Raw genomic sequence first — 11,435 nt, forward strand, 5'->3', positions numbered from 1 at the left:
GCCGGGGCACTGGTGGCCGAGTCTTCCTTACCGGCCGGCCCGCTCACGTCGCGGCGCTGCCCGAAGACGTGGTCCGGTTGAACTCGCCGGCGCAGGCGGAGGTCTCCACCAAGGGCGAATTGGCACTCACCGCGATAGCCTCCCGGCAGAACCCGTTCGCCGGCATTCGTTCCCCGCAGCAAGACCCAGCCGATGCCCAGCGAGTCACCATCAAGGCGACTGCCACCACGACGGGCAAGCCCGCGACGTTCACCGTGGACCCGCAGGCACGCCCTTCGGCGAAGATCGAGCAGGGCCGCGCTCCGGTGACCGTCCCCGGCGTCAGGGAAGGCGGCGAGCGAGTGCAGGAACTGACCGGAGGCTCTGCCACGAACCCGGTCGACACCGACAGTTGGTGCTCGGTATCCCGCAACGACGTCAAGGCGATGGCCTACCAGCCGACGCCCCGGCAAGTGGAGTGGGCCGTCGACATGGCGGTGCTGGGAGCATTGAAGAACGTCACTCGGCCAGCAGGCTTCAAGGGATTCGGCCTACCTGCGTACTCACCCCAAGGGCTGTTCCCGAAACGGGACGATGTGGGTGTACCGCCTCAGGTGTTCCTCGGCATCCTGGCCCAGGAATCCAATCTGTGGCAGGCGTCCCGGCACGCGCTGTCAGGAGAGTACGGCAACCCGCTGACCGGCAACGTCTACGGGCTGAAGCTTGATGAGAAGACCGGTGAGATCAAGGACTGGGTGATCCACTGGGACGACGCGGACTGCGGGTACGGGATCTCGCAGATGACCGATGGGATGCGCAAGCCTGAGCATCCTAAGAAGGACGAGGCGATCCTGCCGTACAACGCGCAGAAGGCCGTCGGGATGGACTATGCCACCAGCATCGCGGCCGGGCTGCAACTGGTGCAGGACAAGTGGCTGCAGACCTATAACGCTGGGATGAGGCTCCACAACGCAGACCCGACCCGAATCGAGAACTGGTTCTATGCGACATGGGCTTACAACTCGGGGTTCTACCCCAAGGCCGACGCCTCGAAGAACAACGGTGCATGGGGTTTGGGCTGGTTCAACAATCCCATCAACCCGCGCTATCCCGCGGACCGCAATCCCTTCCTGTTCCACAACAACTGGGCCGATGCGGCCAAACCCCAGAACTGGCCCTACCCAGAGAAGATCATCGGATTCGCCTCCTACTCCATCGACACCCCTGACGGACCGGGCTTCCGGCCCGCCTGGTGGACCGACGAGACGAACCGTGATCGGGCCACCCCGCCCCTGAGAACCTTCTGTGACTCCTCGAACCAGTGCGAGCCCGGCGCGAAACACTTGCCCGATGACCCTGAAGTCATCGGGCAACCCGCCGGGCCATGCGCTCACAAGAATCCCGCCAACGGAAAGTACGACCTGCACTGCTACTACAACCAGCCCGCCAAGTGGAAGGGCGACGACTGCGCATCCACCTGCGGGAATCCGATCAACCGGTTCGAGAACACCTATCCCGAGCAGCCCGACGGCACCCACTTTCCCTCGCAGTGCAACAAGGGCGCCGGACTCCCCGCCGGTGCTCTGGTGATCGATGACGTTCCGAGTGGTACCTCGACGCCCCAATGCGGCGGCGCGGGCAGTGCCGGCGGTTTCGAATTCCGCTTCACCGAGGACTCGGCCCAGCCCGGCACCTATCCCGGCAAGATCGATCTGCATCAGCTGGGCGGTGGCTATGGCGGGCACTTCTGGTTCGGTCACACCCGCAAGCCCGACGACCGCCGCAAGCTGGCCTTCACCGGCACTTGGACCCTCGGGCAGCAGATCAACGGCTGGGCGCGGGTGATGGTTCATCTACCCGACCACGGCGCACACACCCAGCAAGCCAAGTACGAGATCAACGTTGGGAACGGCTGGGGTGGGAGCCCGACTCGGTATCTCAGCCAGGGCAGAAGGAAGAACGCCTGGGTGTCTCTGGGCGTCTACAACTTCACCGGTACTCCGCAGGTTCGGTTGTCGAACCAGACCAGAGACGGTTTCGCCGAGGAAGACGTCGCCTACGACGCGATCGCGTTCCAGAAGCTCCCCGGCAAACCCCGGCACATCGTCGCGGCTCTTGGGGACTCGTACTCCGCCGGTGAAGGGGCGGGAGACTACTACCCCGAATCGGACGCCAACCATGGCGCGCCCCGCTGGAACGCATGCCGCCGCAGCGTGAACGCCTGGCCGCGCAAGATGACCTTGTCCGAGACGAAATCCCCGCTCGGTGCGCTGGCCGACGACTGGAGCCCCGTGGTGGAGCTGGGTTTCGTGGCATGCTCGGGGGCGCAGAACCATAACGTCACGGCATGGACACCCCGATCATGGGGCTTCCCGAGCGAATACGAGACGGGCGAGGGACAGTTCCGCGAAGTGAATCAGGTGGATTCCGGGGTGCTGAACGACGACACCACCCTGGTGACCCTGACGATCGGAGGCAACGATCGTGGCACGTTCACCAACGCGCTGATAGATTGTGTGACGCCCGGCGACTGCTCCGATGGTCTGATGTCCAAGTACAAGCCGAACATCGATGAGGGCATCAGCAACACCCGTGACACGTTGAAGACCATCCGAGACAAAGCAAAGAATGCCCAGATCGTTCTCGTCGGCTATCCCGAGCTGCTCAGCCGCACAAAGAAATGCACAGGTTCGTGGTACATCGGCATGCCGGAAGCCGAGGCGCTGGACGATCTGGTTCGCTACGGCAGTGGTGCGCAGAAGCAAATGGTCACGGCGTTGGGGGACAAGAAGACCACCTACATCGACGCCATGGGCGCCTTCATCGGCCACGGCGGTTGTGACGACGATGAGTGGATCAACAAGTTCGTCGACGGTCCCAACGGCGATGGCGACTTCCACAAGGGCGACCGGCCGACAGTCGTTTGCATCACTAACGCCACCCTTTGTTTGAGCCGCGAATCATTTCATCCCAACAAGGGTGGCACCGCTGGTTACGCTGGGCTGGTCACCGCGTCCCTGCCGGCGATCGGATCCCGGGAGCCATGACCCGCACTGGGCTGCGCGCCTTCGATGGCTGCTTGATCGTGTTCTGCGTTGTGCTCGTCGTGCTGGTCGGTCTTCTTCTCGCGCTCCCCTACTACCTGCGCGCCAACGGCAACCGGAAGGCAGGGCAGAGCGTGCGCAAAGCGGCCGGCTGGACCGAAGTGCAACTCCGTGACAAGGCCGTCGACGGCGTGCTCACCGCCAAGGAGGCTCGCGACTCGGTCGCCGGCGGCATCGTCATCGGCTATGTGCCTGCGGCCAGGCCGGGCGATCGAGTCCAAGTCACCGTGCACTACAGCGTCGTCTGGGGGTGGGTTCCGGTGGGGGGCGAGGTCAGCAAATGCTTTCGGTTCTCTGTGGAGCCGCAGGCGCGACCTCGTCCCGCGGTGAGCCGCAAGGAGATCGACTGCCCTTGACGGCGGCGATCGGCTGCGTCCATGTGACGGGGAACCGGCGGTCGTGCCGAGTTCGAGGCGAACGGATGCGCGGCCGCGCTGCCGCCGATCGCGACCAGCGCCCCTCAGATGCTTTCTGTTGATGTCATCAACAGAAGGTTGCTTTGGTGCCGTCCAGTAGGTGGTGGAGTGCGGGTCGTCTGTTGACAAATACAACAGGCGGGATGAGACTCTTCGGTCATCGGCCGTGCCCGCTCGACAGATCCTGGAGCGCAAGCGTGACCCCGTCCTCCCCGCGCAAGGCCCAAGCCGCCCTCGGAAGCGCCGAAGACCCCGCCCGCGACGACCTGTACCGGAAGATCGCCTTCCGCGTGATGCCGCTGCTGCTGCTGTGCTACGTGGTCAGCTTCATCGACCGCACCAACATCGGTATCGCGCAGGTCAGGATGGAGAAGGACCTCGGGTTCAGCGCCCAGGTCTACGGGCTGGCCGTCGGGCTGTTCTTCGTCGGCTTCATCATGTTCGAGGTCCCGAGCAACATGCTGCTGGCCCGGATCGGCGCGCGGAAGACGCTGCTGAGGATCATGGTGTCGTGGGGCGTGGTCACCATCCTGACCTCGCTCGCGACCACTCCCGTGCTGTTCTCCATGGCCCGGTTCATGCTCGGCGTCGCGGAGGCCGGGTTCTTCCCCGGCGCGCTGTTCTACCTCGCGCAGTGGTTCCCCTCGGCCCGCCGGACGCGGATGACCGCGCTGTTCTTCCTCGGCGTCCCGCTGTCGGGGATCATCGGCCCGCCGCTGTCCGGCTGGATCATGCACAGCTTCGGCGGCGTGCTGGGGCTGCACGACTGGCAGTGGCTGTTCGTGCTGGAGGGCATCCCGCCCGTGCTGCTCGGCCTGGCGGTGTTCTTCCTCTTCCCGGACCGGCCCGCGGAGGCGGGCTGGCTCTCGGCGGAGGAGAAGCGCGCCGTCATCGCCGACCTCGCGGCCGACCAGGAGCACAAGGGCGGTGCCGAGCGGCACGGGAGCGTGCTGCGCGCGCTGCGCGACCCCCGCGTCTACGTGCTGGGGCTGGTCTCCTGCGGCGCGTACACGCTCGCCAACGCGGTCTCGTTCTGGACGCCGACGATCATCAAGACCGCGGGTGTCGGCGACGTTCTGGACATCGGGCTGCTCGCGGCGATCCCGCCGATCCTCGGCATGGCGGTGATGCTGGTCGTCGGCCGCCATTCCGACCGCACGCTGGAGCGCCGATGGCCTGCCGCCGGGGCGGAGTTCGTCGCCGCCTGCTGCCTGGTCGCGCTCTCCTTCGCCACCGGGAGCGCGTACGTGGTGATCGTGCTGCTCGCGGTGATGACCGCCGCGCACTACTCCGGGCTGACGGTCTTCTACTCCATCCCGTCGATCTACCTGTCCGGCCCGGCGGCGGCCGGCGGCATCGCCATGGTGACCACGATGGGCTCGTTCGCGGCGGCCACGAGCCCGGCGATGCTCGGCTGGATCAAGACCACCACCGGGAGCCTCGACCTCGGGCTCCAGATCAGCGCCGGCGTGGTCGCGCTCGGCGGCGTCATCCTGCTCCTGGGGATCCCGGCCCAGGCGCTGCGCGAGCGTCCCACGTGACGCACGCCGGACGAAGGTGGGGTTTTGCCTACCCCGACCGGCGTGCTGGACCCATCCTCCGGGGCCGTCGCCGTCCGTAGCTTCGTTCCCAGAGGCGCTCCGCAAGGGGGCGCCGGGCGGGAGAGGTCGAGACGATGTTCGGACACAAGGCGGTGCCCCCGGCAGGGGAGGCCCGGGGCGAGGCGCTTCGGCTGGAGGGCGTCCGCAGGGTCTACGGCGCCGAGGGCAACCAGGTCGTCGCGCTGGACGGGGTGTCCCTGACGCTTCCGGCGGGATCGTTCACCGCGGTGATGGGGCCGTCCGGGTCCGGCAAGAGCACGCTGCTGCAGTGCGCGGCGGGGCTGGACCGTCCGACCCAGGGCCGCGTTTTCGTGGACGGCGCCGAGCTGGCCGGGGAGAGCGAGGCCGCGCTGACGAAGTTCCGGCGGCAGCGGATCGGGTTCGTGTTCCAGCAGTTCAACCTGCTGCCGACGCTGACCGTCCTGCAGAACGTGACGCTGCCGCTGAAGCTGGCGGGCCGCAAGGTCGACCGGGGACGGGCCCGGGGCGTGCTGGAGCGGGTCGGCCTCGGCGACCGGCTGGACCACCTGCCCTCGGAGCTGTCCGGCGGGCAGCAGCAGCGGGTCGCGATTGCGCGGGCGCTGGTCGCCGAGCCCCGGGTCCTCTTCGGGGACGAGCCGACCGGCTCCCTCGACACCCGCAGCGCCCGGGACGTCCTGACGCTGCTCCAGGAGGCCGTGCGGATGTTCGGGCAGACGGTGGTGATGGTCACCCACGACCCGGTCGCCGCGTCCTACGCCGACTCGGTGCTGTTCCTGGCCGACGGGCGGATCGTCGGCCACCAGCCGGCACCGACCGCCGAGGCCGTCGCCGAGCGGATGACCCACCTGGCCGAAGAGGTCGAGCGGCAGCGCGCCATGACGGGGGTGTGACGATGATCGGGCTGGCATTTCGTTCACTGCGCAAGCGGACGGGCGCGTTCGTCGCGAGCTTCCTGTCCATGTTCCTCGGCGCGACGATCCTGATGGCGTTCGCGTCCATGCTCGACACGGCCGGCGGCGACCACGTGAACGGGACGGCGGAGGAGACCCTCGTCACGATGGCGTCCGTGGTCGGCGGCTGGGGGATGCTGCTGGTGGTCTTCGCCGTCACCTCGACCCTGACGCTGTCGGTCCGGCAGCGGGCCGCGGAGATGGCGCTGCTGAAGAGCGTCGGCGCGACCCCGGCCCAGCTCGGCCGGATGATCGTCGGCGAGGCGGCTGGCCTGGCCGTGGTCGCGGCGCTGCTGGCGATCCCGCCCGCCGTCCTGGTGGGACGGGGGCTGCTCGGGATGCTGCACGGCACCGACCAGGTCCCGGCGAACGTGTCCTACTCCTTCGGGCCGATCGCGGTGGCGATGGGGCTCGGGATCACGTTCGTCTCCGCGACCGCCGCCGCGCTGATCACCGCGCGCCGCGCCACCCGCGTCCGGGTGGCCGAGTCGCTGATGGCCGCCGCGACGGACACGGTGAAGATGAGCAAGAAGCGGATCGTGTTCGCCGGGCTGTTCCTCCTGCTGGCGCTGGACCTGGCGGTCGTGACCGCCACGGTGATGCGCGACAAGGGCACCGACGCGATGGCCACGGCAGGGCAGGCCGACATCCTCGCCGCCATCGGGCTGGCGCTGCTGGCCCCGGCGATCATGCGCCGGGTGACGTCCCTGCTGGCCGGGCCGTTGCGCGCGCTGGGCGGGGTGACCGGCGATCTCGCGATCACCACCATGCGGCGCCGGACGGGCGCCATGGCCGCCGCGGTCACGCCGATCATCCTGTTCACCGGCACCGCGGTCGGCACGCTGTTCCTCCAGGCCACCGAGAACGCCGCGATGGACGCGGCCGGGCTGATCAAGGACAACGAGCAGAAGAACATCGAGACGCTCAACCTGGTGGTCATCGGCATGGTGGTGCTGTTCACCGCGATCATGCTGGTGAACACGCTGGTCGCGGCGACCGCGCACCGGCGGCGGGAGTTCGGCCAGACGCGGCTCGCCGGCGCGACCCCCGGGCAGGTGCTCGCCGCGGTGGCGCTGGAGTCGGTGGTGCTGACCGTCACCGGTGTGGTCTGCGGGACGGTCGCCTCCGCCTTCACGATCGTCCCGTTCGGCATCGCCCGGATGGACTCGGCCACCCCGGACGGCAGCGTGTGGACCTACCTCGCCGTCGTCGCGCTCGCCGCCGTCCTCACCGGCGCGACGGCCTACAGCGCGACCCGCCGCGCCGTCCGGACCCCCGCGATCGAGGCCGTCCAGGCGTGACCCCTCCGCCCACGTGCGGCGAGTTGTCGTTATGAGGCCGCTCATAACGACAACTCGCCGCACGTCGTGTAGAGGGATACTCTGGGTGAGTACTCACTCAGGAGGTGGCGATGAGCGGATCGGTGGACACCTCGCGCGGCGCGGCGCCCCAGGCGGCCGTGGCGCGCGAGGTCGCCGGCGGGCTCCGGGCGTTCTGGACGGGCGGACGCCGCGTCGAGCGGGCCTCGTACGCGGTCGGGGCCGTCCTGATGGCCTCCGGCCTGTTCCATCTGGCGGTGTTCGCGGTGGACGGCGGGCCGTGGGAGGGCCCGGTGTCGTGGCGCAAGGCCGTGACGTTCGGGCTGTCGTTCGGGCTGACGCTGATCACGATCGCCTGGGTGAGCTCGTTCGTCGCGCTCGGCGACCGCGCCCGGAACGTGCTCCTCGGCGTGTTCGCGGCCGACTGCGTCCTGGAGGTCGCGCTGATCACCGTGCAGGCGTGGCGGCGCGTCCCGTCCCACTTCAACATGGAGACCGCGCTCGACACGACGATCTCGCGGATGCTCGCCGTCGGCGGCGGCGTCCTCATCGTCGTCCTGGTGACCCTGACCGTCGCGGCCTTCCGGGACGGCGCGCCGGGTGCCGCTCCGGACGTCGCGCTCAGCATGCGGCTCGCCGTGCGGGCCGGGTTCGTGGCCCTGTGCGGGGCGCTCCTGTCGGGCGCGGCGATGATCGCCCGGGGGGTGGCCGAGGTCCAGACCGGGCACCAGCAGGCCGCGTACCACGTCGCCGGGGCGCTGAAGCCGGCGCACGCGGTGACCATGCACGCGATCCTCGTCCTGCCCGCGCTGGCGTGGCTGCTGACGTTCACCCGGTTCTCCGAGGCGCGCCGCGTCCGGGTCGTCGCGGTCGTGTCGGCGGCCTACGGGGCGGCGGCCGTGGTCGTGATCGGCGTGTCGGCGATCCGCTTCGCCACTGCCTGATCGGCCGCCCGCCCGAGGCGTCCGGGCGGGTCCCGGCCGTTCGGCCGGGGGAAGGGCCGCCGCCGTCACGGCATACTGCGCCTTCGAGACCCACCGGGGGTGGTGCCGATGAAGGAGCGCGAGCAGCGCCGGATCCTCATGCCGGGGATCATCGAGGCGGCGGAGCGGGCCGAGCCGCCCGGCGAGCCGGAACCGGGGCTGGTCGCCGTCCGCGACCCGGGTGACGTCGCCGACCCCGGCCCCGCCGTCCGGCCGGGCTCGGAGGGCGTCGAGATCGGCACCGCCGCGCAGGCCGCGCCGCCGGGCGTCGCGCACTCCAGCGCCGTCATGGCGGTCGGGACGGCGTTCTCCCGGCTGACCGGGTTCCTGCGCACGGTGGTGATCGGCGCCGCGCTCGGCACCGCGCTGCTCGGGGACGCCTACCAGGCCGCCGAGATGATCCCCTACACCGTCTACGAGCTGCTGCTCGGCGGGCTGCTGGCGAGCGTGTTCGTCCCGTTCCTGGTGAAGCGGCGGATGCGGGACGCCGACGGGGGGACGGCGACCGAGCAGCGGCTGCTCAGCGTGGTGCTGCTCGCGCTCGCCGTGCTGACGGCGGCCGCGGTGCTGGCCGCCGACCAGCTGATCTCCCTGTACGCGGGCGGGTACACCGGACGGCAGCGGGAGGTCGCCGTCCTGCTCACCCGGCTGCTGCTCCCGCAGATCTTCTTCATCGGCGTCAGCGGGCTGGCGAGCACGATGCTGAACGTCCGGCACCGGTTCGGCGCGCCGATGTGGGCGCCGGTCGCCAACAACCTCATCACGATGGCCGCCGCCCTGGCGTTCCTGTGGGTCGCCGGACGGGGCCGGACCCCCGGGACCGTCACCGACGGCCAGCTGGCGCTGCTCGGCCTCGGCTCCGCGTTCGGGACGGCGGCGCAGGGCGTCCTGCTGGCATGGACGCTGTGGTCCGCCGGGTTCCGCTGGCGGCCCCGGCTCGACCTGCGCGGCTCCGGGTTCGGCGAGGCGGTGCGGACCGCGGCGTGGATGCTGCTGTACATCGTCGTCGCGCAGGGCGGCGTCCTCGTGACCGCGAACGTCGCGACGCGCGCGGGCGAGCGCGCGTCGCGGGCGGCGGGCCATCCGGTGACGGGCAGCGGCCTGGCGGTCTACAAGTTCGCCCTCGTCGTCTTCCAGCTCCCGTACGCGATCATCGCGGTCTCGGTGATCACGGCGCTGCTGCCCCGGATGAGCGCGCACGTCGCGGGCGGGCGCCGCGACCTGGTGCGCGACGACTTCTCGCGCGGGCTGCGGCTGGCGTGCGCGCTGCTCGTCCCGCTGTCGCTCGGGATGCTGGTGTTCGCGATCCCGGGCTCGGTCGCGCTCTTCGCCTACGGCAGCATGACGCCGGACGGGGCGCGCCGCATCGGCGTCGTGCTCATGGTGTTCGCCGTGATGGTCCTGCCGTTCACCCTCCATCAGCTGCTGATGCGCGTGTTCTACGCCCTCGGCGACACCCGCACGCCCGGCCTGATCGCCGTCCCGGCCGGGATCGCGCAGGCCGCCACGGCGCTGGCGCTGCCCTTGTTCGTCCCGGCCCGGCAGGTCGTGATCGGCCTGCCGGTGGCCTACGGGCTGTTCTACATCGTCGGGGCGGCGGGCGCGTCGCTGGTGCTGCGCAGGCGGCTCGGCGGCATGGACGGCCGCCGGATCCTGCGCACGGTCACGCGCCTGCACGTCGCGGCCCTGCCCGCCCTGGCGTTCGCGGCGGCGGTGGTGTGGGGCTTCGCCCGCATGCCGGGGGAGCGGCTCCCGGACGTCCTGGCCGTCCTGGTGGGCGGGCTCGGCGGGGGAGCGCTGTACCTGGGCACGGCCCGGCTGATGCGCGTGGCGGAACTCGGCTACTTCACGGGGATGGCCCGCGCGCGGCTCCGCCGCCTCTGAGCGCCCGCAGACCGGGTCAGGGGCGGGTCGTGAGCGGGCGGCCCAGGGCGCTGCCCGCCTTCCAGCGCGACCAGGGCAGCTGCCAGTAGCCCCAGCCGTTGGTCCACTCCAGGGCCCGGTCGGTCCCGGTGACGGTGACGACGTCGCCGCGCAGGGAACCGGCGTAGTACCAGCTCGCGAACTGCGGCGGCGCGTTCACGCAGCCGTGGCTGACGTTCTCGCGGCCCTGCGACTTCACCGACCACGGCGCGGAGTGGACGTACTCGCCGCTGCTGGAGATCTGCACCGCGTGCCGGACCTTCAGCTTGTAGTAGCGCGGGTCCTTCTTGTCGGTGACGCCCATCCACTGCGACGTCATCACGATCGGGTCGCCCTTGCCCATCGTGAGGTGGACGCCGCTCGTGGTCGTGTACGCGCGGCGCCCGCCCTTGCCCGCGCTGATCCCGGCGCCGCGGACGGCTCGCCCGTCGACCCGGACGGTCATGCGGTGCCGCCGGACGTCGACCGTGCTGATGCGCGCGGGGCCGATGTGGAACGCCGTCACGTTCCCGGACGTCCCGTACACGCCCGGCGCCGCCCGGACGCCCGTCGTGTGCGCGACCAGGGTGACGCGTCCGTGCGCGGGCCAGTAGCGCCGGGGACGGAACACGACCTGCTGCGGCGAGATCCAGTGCCAGGCGCCCGTGACGCTCCTGGAGGAGCGCACCTCAAGGGTGCGCTCGACGGCGGCGCGGCGGGCGACCGCCCGGTCGAACGTGACGATCAGCGGCATGCCGACGCCGACGACCTCCCCGGGACGCGGCGTGACGTCGCTGATCCGGAAGGTCGCGGACGGGCGGAGCGTGGTGAACCGGGACGTGGCGGCGGTGCGCCCGCCGCTGTCGTCCGACCCGGCGGCGGTCACGGTGTAGGCGGTGCCGGGACGCAGCGCCCAGCGCGTCCGCCACGAGCGGTGGTCGCGCGCGAGGCGCCCTTCGACCGGGGCGGACGTGCCGTCGGCGCGGACGGTGACGCGCCGGAGGGCGCCTCGCGCGGCGGTGACGACCACCGCCCGGTCGGGACGGACGTCGCGGGACCCGCCCGCGGGCGCGATCGCGATGGCGGCCGGCTCGCTCCGGGCGCCGGACTCCGGCATCCCGGCGGCCCGCGGCGCCCGGCCCGTATCGCCCCCCGCCCCCGCCGTGCAGGCCGTCGCGGCCAGGACGGCGGCCGTCCCC

Annotated in this window: 8 protein-coding genes; 7 read left to right on the plus strand and 1 reads right to left on the minus strand. The window is 70.6% G+C overall.

All coding sequences use genetic code 11. The features are described 5' to 3' along the window. Positions 1-77: 77 nt before the first annotated feature. The 7 genes from E1298_RS36560 to murJ all read left to right on the plus strand — a co-directional run bounded on the left by E1298_RS36560 (position 78) and on the right by murJ (position 10,218). Positions 78-3,026 (plus strand): golvesin C-terminal-like domain-containing protein, encoded by a 2,949-nt coding sequence (locus E1298_RS36560; protein ID WP_207945055.1) that lies wholly within the window; start codon positions 78-80, stop codon positions 3,024-3,026. After that, positions 3,023-3,439, plus strand: a complete 417-nt coding sequence (locus E1298_RS36565; RefSeq protein ID WP_131901599.1) for a hypothetical protein — start codon at positions 3,023-3,025, stop codon at positions 3,437-3,439. Before E1298_RS36560 ends, E1298_RS36565 begins: the two co-directional genes overlap by 4 nt. Positions 3,440-3,696: 257 nt before the next feature. Then, positions 3,697-5,040, plus strand: coding sequence for an MFS transporter (locus E1298_RS36570; RefSeq protein ID WP_207945056.1), 1,344 nt, complete (start codon positions 3,697-3,699; stop codon positions 5,038-5,040). 134 nt (positions 5,041-5,174) lie between these two features. Continuing rightward, positions 5,175-5,972: an ABC transporter ATP-binding protein gene (locus tag E1298_RS36575; RefSeq protein ID WP_131901603.1), complete on the plus strand. Its 798-nt coding sequence runs from the start codon at positions 5,175-5,177 to the stop codon at positions 5,970-5,972. Positions 5,973-5,974: 2 nt separating this feature from the next. Continuing rightward, positions 5,975-7,333 carry an FtsX-like permease family protein gene (locus tag E1298_RS36580; protein WP_131901605.1) on the plus strand — a complete coding sequence of 453 codons (1,359 nt, stop codon included), beginning with the start codon at positions 5,975-5,977 and terminating at the stop codon, positions 7,331-7,333. A 110-nt stretch (positions 7,334-7,443) separates the two neighbouring features. Next, a complete protein-coding gene (locus E1298_RS36585) occupies positions 7,444-8,295 on the plus strand; it encodes a hypothetical protein (RefSeq protein ID WP_207945057.1) in 852 nt (283 codons plus the stop codon). A gap of 108 nt (positions 8,296-8,403) precedes the next feature. Continuing rightward, a complete protein-coding gene (murJ, locus tag E1298_RS36590; RefSeq protein ID WP_243726031.1) occupies positions 8,404-10,218 on the plus strand; it encodes a murein biosynthesis integral membrane protein MurJ in 1,815 nt (604 codons plus the stop codon). Between the two features lie 16 nt (positions 10,219-10,234). Here the strand turns inward: murJ and E1298_RS36595 are convergent. Continuing rightward, a partial coding sequence (locus E1298_RS36595) for a L,D-transpeptidase (protein ID WP_341770678.1) occupies positions 10,235-11,435 on the minus strand: 1,201 nt, incomplete at its 5' end.

It is taken from the genome of Actinomadura rubrisoli (assembly GCF_004349215.1).
Taxonomy (GTDB): domain Bacteria; phylum Actinomycetota; class Actinomycetes; order Streptosporangiales; family Streptosporangiaceae; genus Spirillospora; species Spirillospora rubrisoli.

Coding starts and splice junctions, on each gene's coding strand:
- E1298_RS36575 (WP_131901603.1), top strand. CDS start 5,175: ATGTTCGGACACAAGGCGGTGCCCCCGGCAGGGGAGGCCCGGGGCGAG.
- murJ (WP_243726031.1), top strand. CDS start 8,404: ATGAAGGAGCGCGAGCAGCGCCGGATCCTCATGCCGGGGATCATCGAG.
- E1298_RS36565 (WP_131901599.1), top strand. CDS start 3,023: ATGACCCGCACTGGGCTGCGCGCCTTCGATGGCTGCTTGATCGTGTTC.
- E1298_RS36585 (WP_207945057.1), top strand. CDS start 7,444: ATGAGCGGATCGGTGGACACCTCGCGCGGCGCGGCGCCCCAGGCGGCC.
- E1298_RS36580 (WP_131901605.1), top strand. CDS start 5,975: ATGATCGGGCTGGCATTTCGTTCACTGCGCAAGCGGACGGGCGCGTTC.